This is a genomic window from Evansella cellulosilytica DSM 2522 (assembly GCF_000177235.2).
Taxonomy (GTDB): Bacteria; Bacillota; Bacilli; order Bacillales; family Salisediminibacteriaceae; genus Evansella; species Evansella cellulosilytica.
Map to the genome: position 1 here is coordinate 883,198 of NC_014829.1, position 25,108 is coordinate 908,305.

The 25,108-nt window shown below is 36.2% G+C and carries 24 protein-coding genes; 16 read left to right on the plus strand and 8 right to left on the minus strand.

Annotated features, from left to right (window positions below; all coding sequences use genetic code 11):
• Positions 1 to 60: 60 nt before the first annotated feature.
• Positions 61 to 204 carry a hypothetical protein gene (locus BCELL_RS22435; protein ID WP_157184171.1) on the plus strand — a complete coding sequence of 48 codons (144 nt, stop codon included), beginning with the start codon at positions 61 to 63 and terminating at the stop codon, positions 202 to 204.
• A gap of 190 nt (positions 205 to 394) precedes the next feature.
• On the opposite strand, the gene ytvI is transcribed toward BCELL_RS22435, so the two are convergent.
• The gene (ytvI, locus tag BCELL_RS03960; RefSeq protein ID WP_013487390.1) at positions 395 to 1,534 is read right to left on the minus strand and encodes a sporulation integral membrane protein YtvI; all 1,140 of its coding nucleotides are present in this window, start codon (positions 1,532 to 1,534) and stop codon (positions 395 to 397) included.
• Between the two features lie 396 nt (positions 1,535 to 1,930).
• Between ytvI and BCELL_RS03965 the strand changes: the two genes are divergently transcribed.
• The 5 genes from BCELL_RS03965 to BCELL_RS03985 all read left to right on the plus strand — a co-directional run bounded on the left by BCELL_RS03965 (position 1,931) and on the right by BCELL_RS03985 (position 8,649).
• On the plus strand, positions 1,931 to 3,685 hold the full coding sequence (locus tag BCELL_RS03965; RefSeq protein ID WP_013487391.1) for a 2-oxoacid:acceptor oxidoreductase subunit alpha: 1,755 nt from the start codon (positions 1,931 to 1,933) through the stop codon (positions 3,683 to 3,685).
• A complete protein-coding gene (locus BCELL_RS03970) occupies positions 3,673 to 4,518 on the plus strand; it encodes a 2-oxoacid:ferredoxin oxidoreductase subunit beta (RefSeq protein ID WP_013487392.1) in 846 nt (281 codons plus the stop codon). The genes BCELL_RS03965 and BCELL_RS03970 overlap by 13 nt, the downstream gene beginning before the upstream one ends.
• Positions 4,519 to 4,948: 430 nt before the next feature.
• A complete protein-coding gene (gene pflB / locus BCELL_RS03975) occupies positions 4,949 to 7,180 on the plus strand; it encodes a formate C-acetyltransferase (RefSeq protein WP_013487393.1) in 2,232 nt (743 codons plus the stop codon).
• 96 nt (positions 7,181 to 7,276) lie between these two features.
• Positions 7,277 to 8,002: a pyruvate formate-lyase-activating protein gene (gene pflA, locus BCELL_RS03980; RefSeq protein ID WP_013487394.1), complete on the plus strand. Its 726-nt coding sequence runs from the start codon at positions 7,277 to 7,279 to the stop codon at positions 8,000 to 8,002.
• A gap of 203 nt (positions 8,003 to 8,205) precedes the next feature.
• Complete coding sequence (locus BCELL_RS03985) at positions 8,206 to 8,649, plus strand: GNAT family N-acetyltransferase (RefSeq protein ID WP_013487395.1); 444 nt, start codon at positions 8,206 to 8,208, stop codon at positions 8,647 to 8,649.
• Positions 8,650 to 8,865: 216 nt separating this feature from the next.
• On the opposite strand, the gene mreBH is transcribed toward BCELL_RS03985, so the two are convergent.
• The gene (gene mreBH, locus BCELL_RS03990) at positions 8,866 to 9,870 is read right to left on the minus strand and encodes a rod-share determining protein MreBH (protein ID WP_013487396.1); all 1,005 of its coding nucleotides are present in this window, start codon (positions 9,868 to 9,870) and stop codon (positions 8,866 to 8,868) included.
• Positions 9,871 to 10,261: 391 nt separating this feature from the next.
• Between mreBH and BCELL_RS03995 the strand changes: the two genes are divergently transcribed.
• Positions 10,262 to 11,440 carry an acyl-CoA dehydrogenase family protein gene (locus tag BCELL_RS03995; protein WP_013487397.1) on the plus strand — a complete coding sequence of 393 codons (1,179 nt, stop codon included), beginning with the start codon at positions 10,262 to 10,264 and terminating at the stop codon, positions 11,438 to 11,440.
• Positions 11,441 to 11,453: 13 nt separating this feature from the next.
• Positions 11,454 to 12,110, plus strand: coding sequence for an MOSC domain-containing protein (locus tag BCELL_RS04000; protein ID WP_013487398.1), 657 nt, complete (start codon positions 11,454 to 11,456; stop codon positions 12,108 to 12,110).
• Positions 12,111 to 12,178: 68 nt separating this feature from the next.
• Here BCELL_RS04000 and BCELL_RS04005 read toward each other — a convergent pair whose 3' ends face one another.
• The gene (locus BCELL_RS04005) at positions 12,179 to 13,171 is read right to left on the minus strand and encodes a sodium-dependent bicarbonate transport family permease (protein WP_013487399.1); all 993 of its coding nucleotides are present in this window, start codon (positions 13,169 to 13,171) and stop codon (positions 12,179 to 12,181) included.
• 195 nt (positions 13,172 to 13,366) lie between these two features.
• Between BCELL_RS04005 and ymzB the strand changes: the two genes are divergently transcribed.
• Positions 13,367 to 13,726, plus strand: coding sequence for a protein YmzB (ymzB, locus tag BCELL_RS04010; RefSeq protein ID WP_013487400.1), 360 nt, complete (start codon positions 13,367 to 13,369; stop codon positions 13,724 to 13,726).
• 312 nt (positions 13,727 to 14,038) lie between these two features.
• Positions 14,039 to 14,365 carry a nucleoside triphosphate pyrophosphohydrolase gene (locus BCELL_RS04015; protein WP_013487401.1) on the plus strand — a complete coding sequence of 109 codons (327 nt, stop codon included), beginning with the start codon at positions 14,039 to 14,041 and terminating at the stop codon, positions 14,363 to 14,365.
• Between the two features lie 149 nt (positions 14,366 to 14,514).
• Here the strand turns inward: BCELL_RS04015 and BCELL_RS04020 are convergent, their stop codons facing one another.
• A complete protein-coding gene (locus BCELL_RS04020) occupies positions 14,515 to 15,375 on the minus strand; it encodes a dimethylarginine dimethylaminohydrolase family protein (RefSeq protein ID WP_013487402.1) in 861 nt (286 codons plus the stop codon).
• Between the two features lie 499 nt (positions 15,376 to 15,874).
• Between BCELL_RS04020 and BCELL_RS04025 the strand changes: the two genes are divergently transcribed.
• The gene (locus tag BCELL_RS04025; RefSeq protein WP_013487403.1) at positions 15,875 to 16,978 is read left to right on the plus strand and encodes an alanine racemase; all 1,104 of its coding nucleotides are present in this window, start codon (positions 15,875 to 15,877) and stop codon (positions 16,976 to 16,978) included.
• Between the two features lies 1 nt (position 16,979).
• Here BCELL_RS04025 and BCELL_RS04030 read toward each other — a convergent pair whose 3' ends face one another.
• Positions 16,980 to 17,486: a small multi-drug export protein gene (locus tag BCELL_RS04030; protein ID WP_013487404.1), complete on the minus strand. Its 507-nt coding sequence runs from the start codon at positions 17,484 to 17,486 to the stop codon at positions 16,980 to 16,982.
• 166 nt (positions 17,487 to 17,652) lie between these two features.
• On the opposite strand from BCELL_RS04030, the gene BCELL_RS04035 reads away from it, so the two are divergent.
• Together BCELL_RS04035 and BCELL_RS04040 are read left to right on the plus strand one after the other, a co-directional pair.
• Positions 17,653 to 19,020, plus strand: coding sequence for an MATE family efflux transporter (locus BCELL_RS04035; RefSeq protein WP_013487405.1), 1,368 nt, complete (start codon positions 17,653 to 17,655; stop codon positions 19,018 to 19,020).
• 196 nt (positions 19,021 to 19,216) lie between these two features.
• Positions 19,217 to 20,590 carry an aldehyde dehydrogenase gene (locus BCELL_RS04040; RefSeq protein ID WP_013487406.1) on the plus strand — a complete coding sequence of 458 codons (1,374 nt, stop codon included), beginning with the start codon at positions 19,217 to 19,219 and terminating at the stop codon, positions 20,588 to 20,590.
• 103 nt (positions 20,591 to 20,693) lie between these two features.
• Here BCELL_RS04040 and BCELL_RS04045 read toward each other — a convergent pair whose 3' ends face one another.
• Positions 20,694 to 21,890 (minus strand): GNAT family N-acetyltransferase, encoded by a 1,197-nt coding sequence (locus tag BCELL_RS04045; RefSeq protein WP_013487407.1) that lies wholly within the window; start codon positions 21,888 to 21,890, stop codon positions 20,694 to 20,696.
• A gap of 295 nt (positions 21,891 to 22,185) precedes the next feature.
• On the opposite strand from BCELL_RS04045, the gene BCELL_RS04050 reads away from it, so the two are divergent.
• Complete coding sequence (locus BCELL_RS04050) at positions 22,186 to 22,437, plus strand: hypothetical protein (RefSeq protein WP_013487408.1); 252 nt, start codon at positions 22,186 to 22,188, stop codon at positions 22,435 to 22,437.
• A 202-nt stretch (positions 22,438 to 22,639) separates the two neighbouring features.
• Here BCELL_RS04050 and BCELL_RS04055 read toward each other — a convergent pair whose 3' ends face one another.
• Complete coding sequence (locus tag BCELL_RS04055; RefSeq protein ID WP_013487409.1) at positions 22,640 to 22,912, minus strand: acylphosphatase; 273 nt, start codon at positions 22,910 to 22,912, stop codon at positions 22,640 to 22,642.
• 267 nt (positions 22,913 to 23,179) lie between these two features.
• Between BCELL_RS04055 and BCELL_RS04060 the strand changes: the two genes are divergently transcribed.
• Positions 23,180 to 23,917, plus strand: a complete 738-nt coding sequence (locus tag BCELL_RS04060; protein ID WP_013487410.1) for a lysophospholipid acyltransferase family protein — start codon at positions 23,180 to 23,182, stop codon at positions 23,915 to 23,917.
• Between the two features lie 94 nt (positions 23,918 to 24,011).
• Positions 24,012 to 24,344, plus strand: coding sequence for an SCP2 sterol-binding domain-containing protein (locus BCELL_RS04065; protein WP_013487411.1), 333 nt, complete (start codon positions 24,012 to 24,014; stop codon positions 24,342 to 24,344).
• 250 nt (positions 24,345 to 24,594) lie between these two features.
• On the opposite strand, the gene BCELL_RS21970 is transcribed toward BCELL_RS04065, so the two are convergent.
• Entirely contained in the window at positions 24,595 to 24,738 is a 144-nt protein-coding gene (locus BCELL_RS21970; RefSeq protein ID WP_013487412.1) for an FbpB family small basic protein, read from the minus strand.
• Positions 24,739 to 25,108: the final 370 nt, after the last annotated feature.

Here is a 25,108-nt window from a genome sequence, read left to right on the forward strand (position 1 = left end):
TCCAAACTTTGGGTACAACGTTTAATAGTGGGATATTGAATGAAGGGGGATGCTCCAACCGTGACACACATCACTAAAGACGATGTCCTTCGATTGATTGATAATTTATCTGATGATGATCTGCGAATCGTTTACACATTTATAGAAGAATACCGTGCAGCAGAAGCGGAGGAAAAACAGTCATCTTTTAATCTTGAAAAGTAATGTAAAAATGAGTATACATTTAAGGGCGTCCTAATTAGGATGCCCTCATTCTTTATTTTCAAAGTTCATTAATATCAATTACCAGGAGTTTCTATCCCATAACCTAATAAAACTCCTGGTAATCGCTCCGATCAATGATAAAAGATTGACTCTGAAGGTAATAATTAACCTTTAAAGTCAATCTCTCCTATTATTTGCTGTTCTCTTCTTTTTCTTCTTTCCAACCGTATTTAATAAAATCGCCAATCTCTTTCACAACACCTATATCCTTTAAGATGACCAAAATGACGAGAATAAATGGTCCGATAAAGAGCCCTAATATTCCGAAAATCTGGAAACCGATAAAGAGTGAAAGAAGAACAGCTAAAGCATTTAAATTCATGCTGGACGATAAAATTTTAGGCTCAATTGTTTGACGTACGGCAATTGTTACACCATAAACGACAGCGATGCCGATACCTAATTTTACGTTTCCAGAAAGGAACAAATAAATCAGCCATGGAATTAATATAGTACCAGAGCCTAAGTAAGGAAGAATTTCTGCTATACCTACAAACAAAGCAATATTGAAGGCATAATCAACTCGCAAAATAGTTAATCCAATAAAGACGATAATAGAGGCAATTCCCATAAGAATGAGCTGTGCTCGAAGGAAGCCCAATACGCGATGACGAAAAATTTTGCGAAACTCTGTTCCTTTTTTAATAAAGGAAGGAGGAACTGTATTTTTTACTCGCGTCGTTAACGTATCCCAATCTTTACCGATAAAATAAAAAGCTAAAAATACAAATAAAAATCCAATTAAAAATGATGGGACAGTAACTAATAGAACACCAAGGGCATCTGCTAGGCCTTGTCCCATTTCGCCAAACATTGCGGCTACTTGGGAGCCTAATTGCGTTATCCCGCCTTGGAGTGTTTCCTGTTGTTCCACCGTCAATGAATCTGTAAATCCGGTAATCCTATGCCAAATTGGCAGTATCGATTGATTAAAAAATAACTGAATTTGCTTAGAAGAAACCTCGATCCACTCTGGAACATATGTAGAAATTCTTCGGACACCAATAATAATCAGGAATATAATTCCTGTGAAAAAAGCAATTAATGTACCTAAGCCAATTAATAAGGCTGTAAGAACAGCTAGTCCATTAGGAAGTTTCAACTTTCGACGAAATAGACGAATAAGAGGTATGAACATCCATACAAGGCCTGCTGCGATCCAAAAAGGATATGAAATGGTGAAAAGCCAGCCTAAGAGCCAGACGACACTAATTAAAATAAAAATGACGAGTACAAATCGTGCTATAATCCAACCTTGTGCTTTTGTCATACCAAACCACCTTTTTAGTGACAATCTAAAAAAGTCACATTTTGCCATATTGTATTTTACTTCTTATATAATAGCAGAAAATGCGATGTTAAGAAAAACTAAACAATTTATTTTTTAAAAAATTATGCAATGGTCCTAAAAAAAGTAGGGTGAACGTGTTAAAGCCACACACTACTACTTTATTGGAGCATTTTATTTTGTATAGCTTTTTAGAAATAATAATTTATCTAAAAAAAATATACTTAAAATTGTACTTTTCTGACAATTCTGTCTCATAATTTTATATACTAGATGTATACGCTGTTTCATTCAAAGGAGGGATCTTATCATTTTTCGCAGTACTAGTTGTATTTTTTGATTGTAGTTATTTAATAGTTTCAAAGGAGGTAAGTGGAAATGAGAGAATCATTAGAATGGTTAGTTGGTGGACAACAAGGGGAAGGTGTAGACTCAACTGGTGAACTATTTGCAAAGACACTTGTTCGATCAGGGTATTCTGTATCTACTTATAAACAATTTATGTCCCGTATTAAAGGTGGGCACACGAATTATAAAATTAAAGCTACACCTGAGAGAAATTATTATTCTGGAGATGGTATCGATATTTTGCTTTGCCTCGATAAGGAAACGCTTACAAACCATGAACAACATCTTAAATCGGGTGCGGTAGTAATTCAAGAAGGAAAAGAAATAGTTGTTAGTTCGGAGCAATCAGAAAATGGTACTGTCTATACGCTATTTACTGTCCCGTTGAAGAAAATAGCGAAGGATCTCGGTAATCCGATGGCTAAAAATATGATCGCATTAGGAATAAGTGCTGCACTAGCAGAGCTTCATGTCGATATTTTACATGATTTTATCGGAGACATTTTTGCCAAAAAGGGAGCAGAAGTGATTACGTCTAACAAGCAAGCTGTATTAAAAGGCTATGAGTTAACGAACGAGCACATCCATGATCGCATTAGTGGACTGGCTGCTCCGGTAGAGGGGGAAAATTTATTCATATCAGGTAATGAAGCGACAGCTTTCGGAAGCTTGATGGCAGGATGTCGTTTTTTAAGTGCATATCCAATTACGCCAGCAAGTGAAGTGATGGAGTGGTTATCAGACGAGCTCCCTAAAGTTGGTGGCACAGTCATGCAAGTGGAGGATGAGATTGCAGGTATTTGCTTTGCAGTAGGTGCAAGCTACAGTGGTGTAAGAGCGATGACATCTACATCTGGTCCAGGATTAAGCTTAAAAACAGAGGCATTAGGTATGGCTGGTATGAGTGAAATACCTATCGTTATTGTAAACTCACAACGTGGCGGACCTTCAACCGGTCTACCTACAAAGCATGAGCAAAGTGATTTACAACAAATGGTGTATGGTACTCATGGAGAAATACCGAGAATTGTACTCTCACCAGCTACAATTGAAGATGCATTTTATATTGCAGCAGAGGCCTTTAACTTAGCTGATGTATACCAATGTCCAGTTATTGTTGCATTAGACCTTGGACTATCGATGAATAAAATGACTGTTCCTGCCTTTAACACTAGCAAAGTAAAGATAGATCGTGGAAAACTAATCAGTGAGGAAGAAGCAGAAGCCTTTAATGAAACACACTTTAAAAGATACCGTTTTACTGACGATGGTATTTCGCCAAGACCACTTCCAGGTATGAAGTATGCTGTTCATACGACAAGTTCAAATGAACATGATGAGAGCGGCTATATTTCTGAAGATCCTGAAAACCGTACGAATATGATGAAAAAACGGTTAGGAAAAGTAAAAGAAGCCATTATTCAAGAGCCATTTAAACTAAGTGGAGATACTGAGTTAGCTGAAGTTGTGTTCGTAGGAATGGGTTCGACATACGGGATGATTCAAGAGGCAGTTGAGCAATTAAATTCGGAAGGTGTTTTAAAGGCCACACATCTTCACATTCAACAGCTATTCCCGTTACCGCTTGAAAAATTAGAACCGTTACTACAAGGGAAAAGAGTTGTGACGATAGAAAACAATTACAATGCTCAATTGTTACAGCTACTGAAGCAGCATTTGCCAATTCACGCCAATGCACAATCAATTACACAATTTAACGGAAACCCGTTTACTGTTCATAAAATTGTGAAGGAAGTAAAGGAGTTGATATCATGGCAACGTTAAAAGATTTAAGAGGCGATGCACCAACGTGGTGTCCGGGGTGTGGTCATTTTAGTATTATGGCTGGTATTCAAAAAGCTATTATTCAATTAGGGTACGAACCACATGAGTTTGCCATAATTTCTGGGATTGGCTGTTCTGGAAAAGTTTCTGAATACGTAAGAACGAATGGGTTTCATACTATACATGGACGATCTGTACCAGTGGCGCAAGGTGTAAAGATGGGGAACCCGAAATTAAAAGTAATCGCTTCAGGTGGAGATGGAGACGGATACGGTATAGGGCTTGGGCATTTTATTCATGCATCTAGAAGAAACATTGATATGTCATATATCGTAATGGATAACAATATATACGGCCTGACAAAAGGGCAAACTTCACCGAGGAGTGAGCATGGGTTCGTTACGAAAACGACAAAGGATGGGAACAAGGAATATCCTGTAGATCCAGTTTCAACAGCTGTAGCAAATGGTGCAACATTTGTAGCTCAAGGATTTGCAGGAGATATTAAACAGATGGTTGACATCATTCAAAGAGCAATTGAACATGAAGGCTTTAGTCATGTCAATATTTTTAGTCCTTGTGTGACATTTAATAAGATCAATACGTATGATTTTTATAAAGAGAAGCTCGTACATTTTGACAAGCCATTTGAAACGAGAAATGAAGCACTTTCAAAAATAAAAGAGCATGAAGGAATGGTAACAGGTGTTCTTTATGAAGAAAAGAGAGACGATTTCCAACGTAAATTAGCCATTGATTTCGACATGCAACCAGCGCTGTCGGAGGAGATGGATAAGGAACTGTATCATAAGTTCGAAAAACAGTTCCAGTAAAAAGTAACAGTTATATAACATAAGTAAAACCCTTGTTTCTTTTGTGTAACAGGGGTTTTACTTATGTTAATAGGTATAATTTGCTAAGTTAAATATAACTGTTATATTATCTTGTATGCTCTGTATTATTCATAGAAGTGTCACAAAATAATATTGTAAAGCCGATTTTTCTATTCTATACTTGAAATAGAAAGTTAATGTGAATCGTTTCACACAATAGCGGAACAGGAGTGTTTGAAATATTGACACATAACGCTCACTAAATTGAAACAATATGAAAAACGTTTCATCGACAAAGTGTGAGACAATTATCACATGGGAAGTTAACAAGTTAACTACAGTGAAAAAATTTTAAAGGTAAAGATGAATGGAGTCGGGGAAGACTTTGAGCGTCAACCTGAAGAGATTTTTTAATAATGGAGGGGTTAAGATGGTAACAAAAATTCAACAGGACTTTAAAGAAGGTCGTTGGGTATCTGAGATTGATGTAAGAGATTTTATTCAAACAAACTTTCAACAATATGACGGTGATGAAAGTTTCCTCGTAGATGCAACAGAAGCAACGAAAGACTTATGGAAACAAGTGCTTCAACTTTCTAAAGAAGAAAGAGAAAGAGGCGGAGTGTATGATCTAGATACAGAAATTGTATCAACTATCACTTCACATGGAGCAGGTTATTTAAATAAAGAACAAGAGAAGATTGTTGGTGTGCAAACAGATGTACCGTTTAAGCGTTCTATGCAACCGTATGGTGGTATTCGTATGGCAAAAGGTGCATTAGAATCTTACGGTTATGAACTTGATAAAGAAGTAGAACGGATCTTTACAGACTATCGTAAAACACACAATCAAGGTGTATTTGATGCTTATACGCCAGAAATGATGTTAGCAAGAAAGGTTGGTATCATTACTGGTTTACCAGATGCTTACGGCCGAGGACGAATTATTGGTGATTATCGTCGTGTAGCACTTTATGGTGTAGATAAATTGGTTGAAGCAAAGAAAGAAGAAAAAGCTAGTTTAGCTGGATCGATGACAGAGGATAAAATACGACTACGTGAAGAAATTTCTGAGCAAATCAAAGCGTTACAAGAATTAAAAGAATTAGGAACCATTTATGGATTTGATATTTCTAGACCAGCTGAAAATGCTACAGAAGCATTTCAATGGCTATATCTTGGCTACTTAGCAGCTATTAAAGAGCAAAATGGTGCAGCAATGAGTCTTGGGCGCGTATCTACTTTCCTTGATATTTATATTGAAAGAGATATTCAAAATGGAACATTAACAGAAGAAACTGCACAAGAATTAGTCGACCACTTTGTTATGAAGCTTCGCTTAGTGAAGTTTGCACGTACGCCAGACTATAATGAATTGTTCAGTGGAGACCCTACTTGGGTGACAGAATCTATCGGTGGGATTGGCCTTGATGGGCGTCCACTTGTTACGAAAAACTCGTTTAGATTTTTGCATACATTAAATAATTTAGGGCCAGCGCCAGAGCCAAACTTGACTGTTTTATGGTCTACACAGCTTCCAGAGCCATTTAAAAACTACTGTTCTAAAATGTCTATAGAAACGAGCTCTATTCAATACGAGAACGACGATATTATGAGACCAGAATACGGTGACGATTATGGAATTGCTTGCTGTGTATCTGCAATGGCAATTGGGAAACAAATGCAATTCTTCGGTGCAAGAGCAAACTTGGCAAAAGGACTTCTATACGCGATTAATGGTGGTGTAGATGAGAAAGCAAGAAAGAAAGTAGCACCAGGACTTGAGCCAATCACTTCTGAGTATTTAGATTACGACGAAGTAATAAAAAATTATGATGTCGTGCTAGAATGGTTAGCAGAGCTGTATATTAATACGTTAAATATCATTCACTATATGCATGACAAGTATAGCTACGAAAGAATTGAAATGGCATTGCATGACAAAGAAATCCGTCGTACAATGGCAACTGGTATTGCTGGACTTTCAGTAGTAGCGGATTCGTTAAGTGCAATTAAGCATTCTAAAGTAAAAGTGATTCGTGATGAAACTGGATTTGCTGTAGATTACGAAATTGAAGGCGAGTATCCGCAATACGGTAACGATGATGATCGTGTTGATCAAATTGCAAAAGATTTAGTGATTAAGTTTTCTAAAATGCTTAAAAAGCATCAAACGTACCGCAATTCAGAAACAACTATGTCAATTTTAACGATTACTTCAAACGTTGTTTACGGTAAGAAAACGGGGAATACACCGGATGGGCGAAGAGATGGAGAGCCATTCTCTCCAGGAGCGAATCCATTACATGGTCGCGATAAAAAAGGTGCGTTAGCATCACTAAACTCAGTTGCTAAAATGCCATATGAGCATTCGCTTGACGGAATATCTAATACGTTCTCGATTGTACCTAAAGCCCTAGGAAGAGAGCCAGAAGATCAAAAGGCAAATTTAGCTGCAATATTAGATGGATATATGGAAAAAGAGGGACACCACTTAAACATAAACGTGTTCGACCGTGCGACACTATTAGATGCGATGGAGCATCCTGAAGAGTATCCACAGTTAACAATCCGTGTATCTGGATATGCAGTAAACTTTATTAAGTTAACACGCGAGCAGCAAATAGATGTTATAAACCGTACGTTCCATGAAAGTATGTAATCTTAACAACAAAACAAGTTCATGAAAAGGGGGCTATGGCTCCCTTTTCTATTATAAAAATTTTCAACAACATGTAGTAGCTTAGGGGGGCTTCAAATGAACGGAAGAATACACTCAGTAGAAACATCAGGGATGGTTGACGGGCCAGGGATCCGTTACGTTATTTTTACACAGGGGTGTTTATTACGATGCCAGTATTGCCACAATCCTGATACTTGGGATCGAAATAAAGGGAATGAAATGACAGTAGCAGAGCTTATTGAAGATATAAAAAAATATATGCCGTATATGAAATTTTCAAAAGGCGGTGTTACTGTTAGTGGTGGGGAACCATTGCTACAAATGGACTTTCTTATTGCCTTGTTTAAGGAATGTAAGAAACTCGGAATTCATACTACGATTGATAGTTCAGGTGGTTGTTATTCTAATAATGCTACCTTTCAAGAAAAGTTAAAGGAGCTCTTTAAAGTAACTGATTTATTTTTAGTTGATTTAAAGCATATTGATGACGAGAAGCATAGAAAATTAACAGGGGTATCCAATAAGCATATATTAGATTTTGCAACGCAACTATCGAACGAAAATGTACCAGTATGGATTCGCCACGTTCTAGTTCCTGGTATTTCAGATGATGTAAACGACTTAAAAGATTTATCTTCATTTATAAAAACATTGTCAAATGTAGAAAAAATAGAAATCCTGCCATATCATAAAATGGGTGTTTATAAGTGGAAGGAACTTGATTTAGCCTATCCATTAGAAGGTGTTGAACCACCATCTGAAGAGCAAGTGAATAACGCAAAAAGCTTATTACTAAATTAATAACTGGCTTCAAAAGTTACGTATAATGGACTTTTGAAGCTTTTTTTAATGGAAATCATAAAACGAGTAGTATCTCAAACATTGCTTAGAGGGAACCTCATAAGGTAGGAAGGAATTTTTGGTGGTATCCTCTTTCTAATTTACTTTTTATGTATATTCGGTGTACAATCATACTTAATTTAATACATAAAAGGGGTATACATATGGGATGGACGATAAAAAGTTTTCATGAGTTAACAAGTGAACAATTATATAAGATAATAAAAGAGAGAATCAATGTGTTTGTAGTAGAGCAAGATTGTCCGTATCCTGAGCTCGATGATAAGGACTTTGTAGCGTACCATCTCTTTAATGAAGAAGATGGTGAAATTATTGCATATGCGAGAATTTTTTCGAGCGGATTATATTATGATGAAGCATCTTTTGGACGTGTTATAGTGAAGGAGACCTTTCGGAAAAGAGGAATGGGAAGAGAATTGCTTAAAAGGGCAATTTCATTTATTCATGATGAATTAAAGGAAAACGATATTAAAATTCAAGCCCAAGATTACTTAAGAGATTTTTATGCATCGTTTCAATTTAAATCGATAACAGACGTTTATTTAGAGGATAATATTCCTCATGTAGATATGATCTATAAACGCTAAAAAGTGGAAAACGATAGAAAGACTAAAACGGAGCTTTACCGAGCTCGTTTTTAGTACTTTTCAGAAGATATGTAAGTATCAATTTGCGGTGGAAATGCTGCCACGCGTAGTAGCGAGCAGAGCACTCACTACTACTTTAAAGACATGTGGCAACATTTCTTCACCGCTTCTAAGAAATACTAAAACTGAGCTTTACAAGCTCAGTTTTAGTATTTCTTATTTTGCTTTTTTTTGGAGTTTATGAATGACGCTCAATGATTTTCCTGTTCCGATAGCTACAGATTCAAGTGGATTTGGTGCAAGGTGGACGGGAACATTAATCTCTTTCCTTAACCAACGCTCAAGACCGTTTAATAAAGATCCTCCTCCTGTAATGGTAATTCCATGGTCAACAATATCACCGCTTAATTCAGGTGGACAATTTTCTAAAGTATTTCTCACCGTTTCTAAAATAACTAATAGTGGCTCTTTAATAGCATCTTGTATTTCAAAAGAGGTAATTGTGATTGTTTTTGGGAGGCCTGTCACGAGATCGCGCCCTCTAATATCCATTCGCAACTCCTGGTGATCGACGAGAGCATATCCAATTTCAATTTTAATATTTTCAGCAGTTCTATAACCAATTAACATGTTGTATTTTTTTCTTATATACTGAACAATATCTTCATCAAAGTGATCTCCACCCGTACGTGTAGAATTTGCAGTTACAATCCCGCCGAAAGATATAATAGCCACCTCTGTTGTGCCACCACCAATATCGACAATAACATTAGCAGTTGGCTCAGCAACCGGTAAATCTGCACCAATCGCTGCAGCAATAGGCTCTTCTATCAAATCGACTTGCTTTGCACCAAATTCTTTTACAGCATCATGTATCGCTCTGCGTTCAACAGATGTAGCACCAGAAGGAGTACAAACGACGACATGTGGTTTCCGAAATGAGAGCCCAAGCTTTTTACTTACTTTTTTCATGATTTGCTTTAACATATCAATGGTTACTTGGTAATCTGCGATGACACCGTCCTTTAAAGGTCGTATAGCTACAATATTACCTGGTGTTTTCCCTACCATAGCCTTTGCTTCATTACCGATAGCCAGTACTTGATTCGTGTGAATGTCTATTGCTACGACAGAAGGTTCATTAAGTACTATGCCTTTATTTTTTGTATATACGAGAATATTTGCTGTCCCTAAATCGATTCCGATATAAGAATTAAACAAGTTATGTCACTCCTCTATGTTCATAATCAATGCAGCTCATCCTAATTGTTGACACGATAATACGGCAAATGGAATCAACATTATTTCCCGGGAAAAAATTGTCGAATATCTCTATAAGATAATATTGTGCCCAATAAGGTGATTAATAGTAACCGATATACCGTTCTTGTTGTATCTATTTCCCCTTAAAAACGTTCTTTAAGCGTATCAAATTAATTTATTCATGTTACTATATCATGGTACAGTATTTGTATAGGAACGAAACAGTTTACTTTTTATAATCTTATTTTATATTACATAGTTTGCTCTATATAAAACAAAAATTATTATATATTAAAAAGATCTAATAGGTAATATTCACCTATAAATGGTGGGAAGTAAGGAGGCTGTGATGACACAAGATAACATTTTATTAAAAACAAATAAACAAAAAGAACTTTGGATGAAGGCGTCTTCTCTTATTAGCCCCTTCCAAAAGAGAGCATCTAAACATGATAAGGCTGCATCATTCCCTTTTGAAAACTTTGATGATTTAAAAGAGAGTACACTGACAACACTCACAGTACCAAAAGAGTTTGGTGGTGTAGAAGCTAGCTTGTATGAGTTTTTGCTTGTGCAAGAAACGATAGCACGAGGAGATGGAGCCACAGCACTTTCTTTAGGTTGGCATAACGGGACAATCATGAACCTATACCAATCTCAGAAGTGGGAACCCGATGTTTTTGGAAAGGTATGTGAAAGTATTGTTAAAGAGAAAACAATTATCAATACAGCAGCAAGTGAACGAGCTACAGGGAGTCCAGCACGCGGTGGTAAACCTGAAACGAATGCGCTGAAGAAAGATGACGGTTGGATAATAAACGGCAGAAAAACATTCACGTCTTTAGCACCGATGTTAGATTGGATTATCATTACAGCGACAATCGATCATGAAGGAAAAGAGCAGGTTGGAGAGTTTCTTTTAAATCGTCACGAAGTAAACATTACTTATGAAGAGACATGGGATGCTTTAGGAATGAGAGGTACAAGAAGTGATGATTTAATTTTAAAAGATACCTTCGTAAAAGGCTCATCTCTCGTACATGTGATCGATTCAAGTAGTAGCTCGAAAAACGCACAAGGTTGGTTACTTCATATTCCAGCCTGTTACTTAGGTATAGCATTGGCAGCAAGAGATGATGCAATCAATTTTGCAAAAACATATCAGCCGAATAGTTTACCTCGCCCAATTGCGGAAGTCCCTGAAGTACAGAGGAAAATTGCTGAAATGGACTTGAAATTAATGAAAGCAAGACACTTTATGTATCACATAGCAACAATTTGGGATGAAAACGAAGAAATGAGGCAACAGTTGGGAGCCGAACTAGCAGCGGTAAAAACAGTTTGTACAAATGCAGCGATCGAAGTAGTCGATATAGCATTACGTATCGTTGGTGGACAAAGCTTACAAAAGAGTAAACCTTTCGAACGATATTACAGAGATGTGCGAGCAGGATTGCATAATCCTCCATCGGACGATATCACTAGCATGATACTTGCAAAAAGAGCATTACAAGAAACTATAAAATGATGAGGAGAAAAAGATGACGATATTAAATCCACAATTAGTATCAGTGAATGTTGGGAAAACAGAGCCTCTTGAAGGACAAGGGAAAACCGTATCATCAGCAATTAACAAAAAACCGGTGCAGAAGGAGCTCTATTTATCGAAGGATCAGCTCCAAGGCGACGAACAAGCTGATAAAAAAAATCATGGTGGAGAAGAAAAGGCAATTTGCGTTTATCCGCAAGAGCACTATTCGTATTGGGAAGATCAATTAAACTGCACTCTCCCACCGAGTGCATTTGGCGAAAATATAACTGTTAAAGGCTTATTAGAAACAGATACTTATATTGGTGATATCTTTACATGGGGAGATGCAATTGTTCAAGTGTGTCAGCCAAGAATTCCATGCCATAAGCTTGAAAAGCGATTTGGCAAAGAAGGAATTCCACAAAAAGTAATTGAAACGGGCTTTACTGGTTACTACATGAGAGTTTTAAAGGAAGGAAAAGTATCTTTAGACGCCCCTTTCGTGTTTAAAGAACGCACGACAAACTTTTCTATCTCCTTTGTAAACGATGTTTATCATCGTGATAAGGATGATATAGAGAAAACAAAAGCTCTTGTAGATACAAAAGAACTCGCTTCAGGATGGCGTGAAAATATGAGTAGAAGACTTCATAAAACAAGCAATTAAGAAAAAATGGTGACTATTGGTCGTTCGTAAAGGACCTTCTAGTCACCATTCTTTTCGGTTAGCTTGAATTAACCGATAATTATTGTTGCTAACCAATAATATAGAGGTATACCGATGATTAAGTTGAACGGTAAAGTAAGACCGAGTGAAGATCCTAAATAGAGACCTGAATTAGCTTGCGGCATCGCTTGTTGAATAGCGGCTGGTGCTGCAATATAAGAGGCACTTCCTGTCAAAATTGCCAAGATGACTGCGCCGCCTAGAGATAATCCTAAAATACTACCAGCAATAACGCCTAGGAAGCCACCGATAATTGGCAAAATAAAAGCAAACATAAATGAGACTGGATTAAATTTTTTCATACTCTTCATACTTTCCGTCGCAATCATACCCATGTGAAGTAAGAAAATACAAAGGAAACCATAGAATAGATCTCCAAATAGCGGTTGTATTAAGTAAAGACCATCTAAATGTGCAACTAAACCGATAAAAATACCACCAAGTAAAAGGAATATACTTTTCCCGAAGAATGCCTCTTTAATGACGTGCGATAAACCCGCATTTGGGTTTGTTTCCTCAGTTCCTTGTTTATCAGAATATAGCTTGTACAAAATAATAGCTAAAATAATTGCAGGTCCTTCCATGACAACTAGTATTGCAGACATGTATGACTCATACGTGATGCCTAATTTATCAAGGAAGGCCAAACCTGCAATAAATGTAACTGCACTAACAGAGCCGTAATGAGCAGCGATTGCCAATGAGTCAACAATGGCATATTTAAATATTCTATGTACGATTAAGTGAGCAATAAATAACATGACAATACTCAAAACAATGGCAGTAATAATGGTTGGAATCATTTCCGATAAAGAAACACTTCTTAACTCAATCCCACCTTTTATACCGATTGTAAACAGGATAATCATCGTATAACCATTATAAAAAGCAGTAGGTACTTTTAAATCAGAGTTGACAAGTACTGCGATAATTCCTAATAAGAAAAATAAGATCATTGGAGATAATAAATTTGAGTATGCTATTTCAATAATTTGCTGCATTCATCCATCCTCTCTTTCTCTTGTAATTGACGACTTTCGTGATATTTTACATGAAAAACAGTGATCTGTCATTTCTAAGAAACGATGGTCGTTGGAAAAATCATAATAGTGAAAGACGAAACTGTCAATAAGTATGAAAATAAAAAATACGGGAATAGTACATATATAATTGTTGCTAAGTTTAGGAGGTTTAGGATGATTCATCCAATATTTGAATTAACAGAATGGCTCGAAAGTCATAAAGGAACCACAATGACGATTGAAAAACAGGAATTAGAAACAGGGACGAATGAAGTATTTGATCACGACCGTGCGCAACTACAATTAAATGAAATTTCTGTCCGTAATTTAAAAAAGCATGATGAAGATGACTACTTAGCAGACCAAGAGCTCATTCTTCACGGCGAAGGAAATATACATACTGATCAAGGAGAAATGGAACTCCCACAAAACGCCTATGAAATTCCAATCCTAGGAGAAGTAAAAACAGAGAACTCGGAAAATGGCATGAAAGTCACTACTGGTAAAGCAATTTACACAATAACTTTGCAGTAGCATGTGAGGTGGAGTGTCATTTTAATTCTAAAGGTAGGTGGTGAGGCAGATGCTGCGTCACCATCTACCGTTGAGCACGAGTGAAGTTGTGTGAAGGTAAGATGCACCTATCAATTATAAAAAATCACAAAAGGTATACATCCTCGGAACACTCCCTCGATACTATAAACATTGATTCACCCGCATTTATTCTAATAATTAGTTATTTTTCTGACTACTTACTATTACGAGAAGGAATTTCCCTTTGAAACATGAATTATTTATAATAGGATGCTTCTAAACTACGATGTTAAGTTGATGGGGGAGAAAAAAATGCCAGTTTATAATAAGCTAGTGAGAGATCGCATTCCAATGATTATCCGCAATAATGGTGTGGAATGTAAAGTAAGGAGATTGGATGCAGGAGAGTTCGAGCGTGAAGCACGAAAAAAGCTCACAGAAGAACTTAATGAATATTTAGAGGCACAAAATGCGGAGCAAGCAATAGAAGAGTTAGCCGATTTATTGGAGCTCATTTATTGTTTAAGCGAAAATCACGGGTATACAAAAGATGAGCTTGAAAACATTCGAAGCGATAAAGCTGAAAGAAGAGGATCCTTTTCTGAAAGATGGTTTTTAGAGCATGTTAGTGATGAATAATTTCATAAATCGGCTATTCTATATTTTGCGAAAATCGAATTAGATAGGTGAAAAAGAGGATAAGCAGCCCCTTTCCCACCTTTTTTCATATTTTCGAAAATGGGTTCATCATTACTTCAGTCGAAAGTCAGGCGGGTTCAACAGCAACATCATTCGTCTAGTCTTAGTAAAGGCATGGAGCAGCAACGGAATGAGCCACCTGATTTAATAATCTCTGAAAAATCTACTTCTATGATGCGATAGCCTCGCTTATTTAGTTCAAGATTGATGCTCGAATTGATTGGTAGGCTAATGATCCTTTTGTTACCGAGAGAGAGGACGTTTGTTCCAAGTGTAAATTGCTCTAGTTCTCCAACTTCAATAACATCATATTTTGATCGAAGTAGCTCAAGTTCATTTTTATCAAAAGCAGCTGGATAAATGAGCGCTTCCCTTTCGGAGATGATGTTGAATACGCAATCAAGGTGTAGGTACTTTTCGTTAAAAGGAATAGGGATGACGTCATATGCAGGCAATAATGATTGTAAATGCTGAATAGCGCTTTCGTTTGTCCGATGACTAACACCAACGAATATGGAATTGCCGTCAATAAGTACATCTCCACCTTCAATTTTGTTCTCACTTAATGTTTTGTACTTCATGTTTTGCTTTTGTAACCAATGCTGCAAAATACTTTCTTCCCCTTTTCGGACGTTCCGGGCCATGTGAGATACATGTACAGTATCACCAAGAGTAAAGCCGATGTCACGGGTGAAAACTTGTTCAGGATATAAATGAGACGGAGGGAGTAGTTCGACATGTACCCCTTCACTTGTTAATGCTTCAATAAAATTATTGTGTTGTTTCAAGGCTAACTCATTGTCAATACCATCGTTTTTAAACACTTTTTGTGTTTCATTAATAACATCACGAATTTTCATGTGTTTCGGTTGGCATAAGAGTACACGATGCAGTGTATCATATTCAGTTTTACAATAAGCAGTGGGGTGAAGGTGTTGTTTTATCGACATCGTATTACCTCCTATTTTTTTAAAATTCATAATGTATAAAACTTGGCAGTGGAATTTTTCCGTCCACCGTGTGTACTAGCGAGAAGAGCACAGGGTACATAAAAAAAGGATCAATTTTCCTTTTTCCTTCCCCATTGAGTATATAGGAGATGAAAAGAATTGCTCTGCAATTTTTCTGAGTTCACAGAAGAGCACTTACTAGTACTTCAAGAGAGACGGCGAAATTCCACTGACGTTTTTCTTATAGTAAACTAATTTATACATCTATGAATAAAATTTTTTAGACTATACGATACAATATGAATAAGCGTAGCATAAAACACGGCTATAGTCGTGGTTACAGTCAAACTATATAACAAGAAATTTGAATGATGAAACGAGTTCTTAATAGGTTCATATACTTATATTATAATATAAATATAACACCAAATTTATTATTTAGAAAATGCAGTAAGTGTACCACCAATCCTGAAAACTAGAATGTAGAAGGGGAATAGCTATGATTAATAAAGAAGAGATTGAAACACCAGCACTAATACTAGACGAAAAAAAGCTAAATAAAAATATCGATAGAATGATGAAGGTTAGCGAGCACGGAGTGACGATACGTCCTCACTTTAAAACGCATAAGTCTGTTTGGATCGCAAAAAGGCAAATAGAAAAAGGAGCATCCGGAATAACTGTCGCAACGGCATCAGAGGCAGAGCTTTTATTTGAGAATGGGTTAACAGATATTTTACTTGCCTTTCCATTAGCTGATCCAGTACGGCTAAAAAAACTACTAAAATGGTCTAAACGAGCAAGATTAATACTTACAGTTGATAGTGAAGAGCAAGTGAAAATAATTGAGGCTATAGCAAAGGAGCTTATAGTTACCCCTGAAGTATGGATTAAAGTAAACTCAGGTCTAAATAGATGTGGCGTAGAGCCTGGTGTTGAGGCGTTTAACCTAGCAGAGTGTATTAATAATACGGAAACACTTGATCTCACAGGGATGTATACACATGCAGGTCATTCCTACGCAGCGAAGTGTGAAGAGGAAGTGAATCGTATTGCAAAACAAGAGGCAGAAAGCATATTACGCTCCGTAGAGCTTTGTGAAAAAAATGGGATCATCATTCCAAACCGAAGTATTGGTTCTACGCCGACTTTTGAGAGGGGAGCCAAATATGCCGGTATTACCGAAGTACGACCAGGAAACGCAGTGTTCTTCGATAACATCCAAGTCGCGCTTGGAATTGCGTCAGAAGAGGAAGTCGCACTTACTGTTTTGGCATCCATTGCTTCTGTGAAAAATGAGAGGATCATTATCGACGCAGGAAGTAAAGCTTTAACGACAGAAAAGGGCGCACACGGTAATGAAGGTGTAATAGGGTTTGGGCGCGTCATTACAAATGAGAAAATATTCGTCTCAAGAGTATCGGAGGAGCATGGAATTATAGATAATATGCAGAATCCAATTTTCCATAAGCTCAATGAAAAGGTACATATTGTTCCAAACCATGCCTGTCCTGTCGTTAACCTATTTAATTTTTATTACGTTATAAAAGAGAATGGAGATTACGAAAAAGTATGTGTTGACGGTCGCGGTATGTCACAATAATTTAATTGATAAGCCAATCAATACTGTAGAAAGACATAACTGTAATGGCCACAGTCCAGATAAAAAGACTAATCGCCATCCAAAACGTTGTTTTATTTTTATTTGCCTTTAATGAAAGAGCGATAATTGCTGCTAAATGGATCCCAGTTATAATAGGCCCTAAAAATGCTAAGCCAGGAAGTCCATATTTCTCAAATATCGCAGCTGCTCTTTCTTTTTTATTTTTCTTCTTTATAACAGTTCCTTCTTCTTGCTGCTCCTCCTTTGCTAACTTCTTCAATCGTTTCTTTTCTAACCGCCGCTTATACCACTGCGTTGATTGAAACCATTTCATTAAATAGACGATTAATAAAATAGGTAGAAAGTTGCCGACAAAAGATACAATAGCAACAGGAATTGGGTGAAGCCCAATCGCAATGCCAAGAGGGATCACGATTAAGATTTCTAACCACGGTGTTGCGGCCATAACGAATATTAGAATGTACTGCCAAATTAATTCAAAAGTCACTTTCAATCACCTGCATAACATTATTTAAAAAAGCGATGTCTTTACTTTACCAAAGTGAAGACTCGTACTACAATAAATTAGTCTTTGTGCAATATTTTTACGAGATACATATGTATTTAAAAAAGGATCATGATATTAAAATAAATGTTTACAAGAGGTGGACTACTTGTTTAAGACAGAAACAATAAGAGAAAAAATACGTTTACTCATGGTAGTGACATGGCCTATTCTCGTTACACAAATAGGCTTATATGCCATGAATTTTATTGATACAACGATGTCTGGGCATGCTGGAGCTTATGATCTTGCTGGTGTGGCGATTGGTTCAAGTCTTTGGATACCGATACTTACTGGAATTAGTGGAATTTTAATGGCGTTAACCCCGATTATTTCACAAAAAATAGGAGCTAATAAACGAGATGATGTAGGCTACTATGTCCTCCAAGGAATATATTTATCTATTTTTATCGCTGCAATTGTCGTCGTCTTCGGCTTCTTTTTTTTAGAATCGATATTATCATTTATGTCACTAGATCAAGAGGTTGCCTATGTAGCAAAGCATTATTTAATCGGATTAGTTACAGGTATTATCCCGCTTTTTGTTTACAATGTACTCAGGGGATTTATCGACTCTTTAGGGCAAACGAGAATAACGATGATTATCACGTTATTAGCACTGCCTATTAACTTTATTTTTAATTATGTCCTTATTTTTGGGAAGGCTGGTTTTCCAGCGCTAGGTGGTATCGGTGCTGGTTATGCTTCAGCGTTAACTTATTGGTTTATCTTTTTCGTTACTATGTTTTGCGTAATGAAAGTCAAACCATTTACGACTTACCGTGTATTCGAAAAAGTACATGCACTATCATTTATCACATGGAAGGAAATATTAATACTAGGACTACCGATTGGTCTAACCATATTTTTCGAAACGAGCATTTTTTCTGCGGTCACCTTATTAATGAGTCAATTTTCAACCGAAATTATTGCCGCTCACCAAGCAGCGATAAACTTTGCGAGTATGCTCTATATGATTCCGATGAGCTTTGCATTCGCGCTTACAATCGCTGTAGGCTATGAAGTTGGTGCACAAAGGCTAGAAGATGCAAAAGTGTACAGTATAATTGGCGTTATTTTTGCAGTAATAATGGGTTTGATCGCTTGTGTCATCATTTATTACGTTCGCGGTCCTGTTGCCTATCTTTACACTACTGAACGAGAGGTAGCAATACTGATACAACAGTTTTTATTGTATGCGATTTTCTTTCAACTATCAGATGCAATTAATACACCAATTCAAGGGATTTTGCGCGGCTATAAAGATGTTAATAAGCCATTTGTTATGGCGCTTATATCCTTTTGGATTATTGGATTACCGTTTGGTTACGTAACGGCAAACTTCACACCATTTGGACCATTTGGCTACTGGTTAGGTCTCATATTAAGCTTGGCTGTTTGTGCGACCTTATTAGCTAGAAGATTAATTGTCGTTCAAAGAAAGTTTAGAAAACGCATGAACGAACAAGCTTTGTAGCATATACGAATCCTTTTGCGAAAAAAGCACTATTTTGTCGTATAATTGTAGGAAACTTGGTACAATGAATAGGATATATATTTATGAAAACATAAAAATAGTCTGTTCAGAATAAATAGCTAACAGACGATGAGCAGTGTAGTATTTGCTACCTTTATAGAGAAAAAATAGTTTTTTTGTAGGGGAGGGGAGAGATATGAACGAAGCTATTCATTCATTAGTAGAAGCACAGAGGAAGTATTTTCATACAGGGGAAACGATAGAGGTAAAGTTTAGACAACGTCAGCTTGCTCGTCTTCGAGACGTGATTCAAAAAAGGGAACAAGACATTATCGAAGCAATAAATAAAGATTTGAACAAATCAGAGCATGAAATTTTTCTGACTGAGCTATCGATTGTTTACAATGAAATAAAGGATATGCTAAAGAATGTTGATTTTTGGGCGACTCCTAAAAAGGAACGAACACCTTTTACACATTTAGGCTCAAAAAGTTATATTTATAAACATCCATACGGTGTTACAGCAATTATAGCGCCATGGAATTATCCGTTCCAATTGGCCATCGCTCCGTTGATTGGTGCTATCGGTGCTGGCAATACAGCAATTTTAAAGCCATCCGAATTAACACCATATACGAGCTCTATCATACGCGAGCTAATAGCGGAAACGTTCGACGAAAAATATGTTGCCGTTGTGGAAGGGGATACTGAAGCATCGAAGGACATATTAAAGGAAAAGTTAGATTATATATTTTTTACTGGAAGTGTACAAGTTGGTAAAGAAGTCATGAAGGCAGCGGCTAATCACTTAACACCAGTAACGTTAGAATTAGGTGGAAAAAACCCTGCAATCATCATGGATGACGCAAATGTAAAGCTAGCAGCAAAACGAATTGTTTGGGGAAAATTTATTAACGCTGGCCAAACTTGTGTAGCTCCAGATTACATTTTAGTGTATGAGAAAAAACGTAGAAAGCTCTTGAAATATATAGGTGATTATATTAAAAAGTTGTACGGGCCAGATACGCGTTTTAGCAAAGATTATCCAAAAATTGTAACACCAGGGCATGTCGATCGGTTAGTGAGTCTTCTAGATCAAGACAAAGTATATTATGGAGGTTCCTTTGATCGAGATGAGCGGTTTATGGAGCCAACAGTAATGGTGGATGTAGAGGATACAGACTTAATTATGGAGGAAGAAATTTTTGGACCAATATTGCCAGTATTAACATTTTCTACAGAATACGAAGTAATTGAAAGAATTAGGAAACGCCCCAATCCATTAGCTTTATATTTATTTACGAATAATAAATCAACGGAAGAGTATTTTATAGAGAACCTTCAATTCGGGGGTGGATGTGTAAACGACACGCTGATGCATGTAGGTACACCTTATTTACCATTTGGTGGAGTAGGGGAAAGTGGGATAGGTGCCTACCATGGAAAGTACAGTTTTGACACATTTACACATGAAAAAAGTATTGTTAAGCAAACGACAAAGTTTGACGTCCCATTGCGATATAGTAAATCAAAATCTTCATTAAAAGCACTTCGTAAAATGACAGAGTAATAGATTATAATGAAAAGAGGTTGACAGAAAGGGTGATTACGCCTTCGTGTCAACCTTTTGGACTTTTTCATAGCTTAGTTTATTCTAAAGATAGGCTCTGATATTAGAAAAAGTCATATATAAAAGACGGTTGTGTTTTTATACAGTTTTCTAGCTGCGCAATCTCCTCTTGTTTACCATCAATAAAGCCTTCATGATATAGAAGGGTGGCAGTTTTATAACCCATCAGTAATGTTGATAACGCTTGAATTGATAAAGATAAGCCTTTTTTGGGGGCATGCTGACAAGTTGAACCTGTGTTTTTCTTAGTCGGATGAAAGGTTACCACCTGAGTGTCATCTTCATGTTTGATAAAGTACGTCCCATCATTCCATGGACAGAACTCATCTGAAACATGGAATATAAGGGGTTCAATATTTTCATTTTTCTCGAATGGATAAGCCTTTAAAAAGGACTTCACATCAACGATTCTCGCCATAAAATAGGATCGAAGTTCCCTTTCTACTTTAGGGTCGGGAAGGACAAATGGAATTCCGCCATCTGCTGTTGTCGTTATTTTTACTTGTTTTATCATAGAATCATGGTTTGCAATAAAAGAAAACAATCCATCACGTGCTTCGCTATTAATCCAAATGATTTCTTCGATCGTCATAGTTTCATTTTTAACATGATAAAGCATATACCCCTTCACTTCACATGAAGTATTATAATAAACAGCTAATGTGTGCTTTTTAGATCGGAGTATGAACGTCTTCCACCAATCTTCCGTTCTTACTAAAGTCCCATTATACTTTTTTGCCCATGTGTGATAAACATGATGAATGACCGAATAATCCTTTTCGACACGTCTTACAACACCCTTCACATCACGAATGATAGGTAGCTGCTCGCGAGTGAGTGTTACCGTTTGCGTATCACTGAATAACTCCCAGCCAAACTGTCGATAAAAAGGAATAGAGGCAGGATATAAAAAGGAGAGCAATTGCCCATTATCTTTCATTTCTTTTAAGCTATGAAACAACAGTTTTTTCACATATCCTTTTCTTCTATATTCGGGCCAAGTAGCAACACCAGAAATGCCTCCCATTGGCATAGCTATTCCATGAATATATGTATGTAGCGGGAGGATGGTAGCTTTAGATACAACGACATCATTTTCCTCCACAACCCAAGTGTTATTCGCTTGAATCAATTCTCTCTCTTCTTCAAGCTCAGTATTAGACAAAGTATATTGAAATGCATATTCGGACATTTTTATACTAAGGTCAGCCTCTGTATTCTTTAACTTTCGAATGGTCATTGATATCCCCCTATAAAAGAACTTTATATGTATTTCTTTATCTACATTCTTTTTACCTTTATTGTCCATCATATATTTTATAAAATATGGTGTTGTAGCTACAACAGTTTATTTATACGTTTATATTTATCGTTGTACTAAGACAATATCGAATATATTAGGGAATAAATAAGAAATAAATGATGTTAATTCGAGTAAAATAATGAATATAAAGTGACACAGTTTGTTCATTGATTTGTATGTTGTAGTACAATATATCATGATAGAATAAAATTATAGAAAGGGGTTGTGATACATGAAAACATCAACGAAAAGAAATATGCTATGTGAATGGGTTTCATTTTCAACAGACACTGAAATGTATACGCAAGACATCTTTGAGGATCTCGTAGGTGATGAATTTGAAGCAATGATGTTTGAAGATGAAGGTCATGACATTCCTTCATATATTTGGACAACAAACTTTGTTTGTGTGATAAAACGAAGTACAAGACTAATTAACGATATATCCATCCTTAAAATCCCTAGAAATCCTGGGTGCCAATAGAAGGATTTATTTATAGTGTGAACTTGCTCAAACATTCACACACTCATTTTTCATTAATGACATGATTACCTCCCATTAGAAAAGGATACTCCTTTTCTTTTTTTTTATTTGGCGGTAAATTGGATGCCACACTTAGTTTCGAGAAGAGAATTAAAGACATGTGGCATCATTTCTCTCCGCTTATAAAAAATACTAAAAACGATTATGATAAGACATTAAATTTATTTTCTTCTATATCAACTGATAATTCATGTGTACTTATATTTGTGACTTGAGCCCCTCGTGGTCCAGATTTAAGAAAGTCAATAAATGCATGAACATCCCCCTCTGTCCCTTGGGCTTCGAATTCAACTGTACCATTACTTTGATTCCTTACCCATCCAGTTATATTATGTTTAATGGCATGGTGGTGGGTAAAGAAACGGTATCCAACAGCTTGTACACGGCCTTCTACTACTCCATGATAGCGAATCAACGATGACTCCTCCTAACTATATCGAGCTAGTATCCTATCTCTATCATATTCTTCACATCAGATTATATGTATGAAACGTGTAGTATTGTCAGCTTGTATTCTGAAGCATAGTGATATCTTGTTAGACATACGAAAAAACAAAGTTACGATAATAATGCTAAGAAGAAAACTTACTAATACATGTGGTCAATAGTGTAGCGACATTAGTTTTTTTGATATAATAATTAGTAATTGAAAAATTAGATTGATAGATTGGAAGGATGCAATATGCTACGAACGATCATTTGGTTTATATACTTTTTTCTTTATTTAATTTATTCCATACCGAGCTTAATAAAAGCAAACCGCTTATTGAAACAAGGACAAATGGAAGCGCATGAACAGCACGTAACAAAAATAACTTCCAATTGGGCAAAATCGTTGTTAAGGCTAGCGGGGGTACGTGTACATGTACGTGGGGGAGAGAATATTCCTAGTGACGCTTGCTTAATTGTCAGTAATCATCAAGGGAATTTTGATATTCCTATTTTAATGGGGTATTTACAAAGAAAAATTAGTTTTATATCGAAGAAGGAAGTAAAAAAACTTCCCATCATTAATCGATGGATGGAGCATATGAGCTGTATTTTTATTGATAGAAAAAACAGACGTCAATCAATAAAGGCGATACTTGATGGTGTAAATAAACTAGAACAAGGACATCACGTCATGATTTTCCCTGAAGGTACGAGAAGTAAAGGCAATAAAATAGGAGACTTTAAACAAGGTAGCTTTAAATTAGCAACGAGATCAAAGACCGCAATTTTGCCTGTTACAATCAATGGTTCTTATTTAGCAATGGAGGCGAATAAAAATATTATCCGCCCTGCTGACGTAACGTTAACCATTTCCAAGCCCATTCGTATTCATCTAGAAGAGGATGTCTCTGAACAGGAGCTAGCTAAGATCGTACAGCAAGAAATAAGCACGAACCTACATGTGGAGGAACATAAAGTCAGTGTGTAAAATGCTTTACGAACAACTTATAAGTGCAAAGAATGACATTTACCGTTATAATGAAAGTGAATGAATATTCAATCAATTGTAGGGGTGATAATTGGTGGGAGTTAAGGAGAAGTTTCAAGCACTTACGGAAAAAGCTAATGAAAACCTGGATTACTTAGAAGATAAGCGAACTGTTTATCAGTTTAATTTATCTGGTGAACAAGGTGGCACATATCAACTACATTTGAATGGTAAACAAGGTGTGGATTTCTTTGAAGAAGAAAAAGGAGAGGCAAGTATTGTATTGGAAATGAGCGATGAAAATTTTTTGAAACTAGCATCGGGTAATCTCAATCCAACAGTTGCTTATATGGGTGGAAAGATCAAAATAAAAGGTGATTTATCATTAGCGCTAAAGCTCCAATCACTGTTGAAAAAGTTTACGTAAATGATACGAGTGAATTGCTTTCAAAGGCAATTTACTCGTTTTTTTTCTATATATAGAATAAAGTGAATGACACATATAATGTTAATTAGGGTACATTTTCTACCGAAATTAGGTGGTGGACATTTCGCCACGTGTAGTTGAGGAAGAGCACTAATTAGATGGTGTGGGAGAATCTACTAATCAAATTGAAAAGACTAATTTCTAGCCAGTGAAGCTAAAAATTAGTCTTTTTTGATTGCTATATATACATCTATTTCATTCTGATCGTTTCTTTCTTCATTGCCTTTTCATCTACTTTATCTTCAATCACTCTGATCGCTTTTTCGTCTTTTAAAAGCTGTTCTTTATTTTCGTTTACTAACTCATCAAAACTTTTATTAAAGCGCTTTCTCATTTGAGATCATTCCTTTGTCTGAGTTTTATTTAATTTAATTATAATAGTTTTCACTATCAAAAGTTGTGAAAGCTGTTACAACTTTTTGAACATTCTGAATGAATGATGCAAACCTGTGCTCATACAATGATAATCATTCGAAGGATATCATATTGATTCCATTTTATCCTTATCTAGGCTGATAGGCAAACGATCTGTTCTCAGTAAGTGTAATAAGAGTTTAATGGACTTCATAAGCTATGAAAAAATAATTAATACATACTGTGAAAACACATTTTTATTTATCCACAGAGTTATCCACTAAACTGGTATTGTTATGAAAAGAATATATAACGTTACCCACATTATCCACAATTTTTATCCAGAAGAA

Coding starts and splice junctions, on each gene's coding strand:
- ytvI (WP_013487390.1), bottom strand. CDS start 1,534: ATGACAAAAGCACAAGGTTGGATTATAGCACGATTTGTACTCGTCATT.
- BCELL_RS03965 (WP_013487391.1), top strand. CDS start 1,931: ATGAGAGAATCATTAGAATGGTTAGTTGGTGGACAACAAGGGGAAGGT.
- BCELL_RS03970 (WP_013487392.1), top strand. CDS start 3,673: ATGGCAACGTTAAAAGATTTAAGAGGCGATGCACCAACGTGGTGTCCG.
- pflB (WP_013487393.1), top strand. CDS start 4,949: ATGGTAACAAAAATTCAACAGGACTTTAAAGAAGGTCGTTGGGTATCT.
- pflA (WP_013487394.1), top strand. CDS start 7,277: ATGAACGGAAGAATACACTCAGTAGAAACATCAGGGATGGTTGACGGG.
- BCELL_RS03985 (WP_013487395.1), top strand. CDS start 8,206: ATGGGATGGACGATAAAAAGTTTTCATGAGTTAACAAGTGAACAATTA.
- BCELL_RS03995 (WP_013487397.1), top strand. CDS start 10,262: ATGACACAAGATAACATTTTATTAAAAACAAATAAACAAAAAGAACTT.
- BCELL_RS04000 (WP_013487398.1), top strand. CDS start 11,454: ATGACGATATTAAATCCACAATTAGTATCAGTGAATGTTGGGAAAACA.
- BCELL_RS04005 (WP_013487399.1), bottom strand. CDS start 13,171: ATGCAGCAAATTATTGAAATAGCATACTCAAATTTATTATCTCCAATG.
- ymzB (WP_013487400.1), top strand. CDS start 13,367: ATGATTCATCCAATATTTGAATTAACAGAATGGCTCGAAAGTCATAAA.
- BCELL_RS04015 (WP_013487401.1), top strand. CDS start 14,039: ATGCCAGTTTATAATAAGCTAGTGAGAGATCGCATTCCAATGATTATC.
- BCELL_RS04020 (WP_013487402.1), bottom strand. CDS start 15,375: ATGTCGATAAAACAACACCTTCACCCCACTGCTTATTGTAAAACTGAA.
- BCELL_RS04025 (WP_013487403.1), top strand. CDS start 15,875: ATGATTAATAAAGAAGAGATTGAAACACCAGCACTAATACTAGACGAA.
- BCELL_RS04040 (WP_013487406.1), top strand. CDS start 19,217: ATGAACGAAGCTATTCATTCATTAGTAGAAGCACAGAGGAAGTATTTT.
- BCELL_RS04045 (WP_013487407.1), bottom strand. CDS start 21,890: ATGACCATTCGAAAGTTAAAGAATACAGAGGCTGACCTTAGTATAAAA.
- BCELL_RS04050 (WP_013487408.1), top strand. CDS start 22,186: ATGAAAACATCAACGAAAAGAAATATGCTATGTGAATGGGTTTCATTT.
- BCELL_RS04060 (WP_013487410.1), top strand. CDS start 23,180: ATGCTACGAACGATCATTTGGTTTATATACTTTTTTCTTTATTTAATT.
- BCELL_RS21970 (WP_013487412.1), bottom strand. CDS start 24,738: ATGAGAAAGCGCTTTAATAAAAGTTTTGATGAGTTAGTAAACGAAAAT.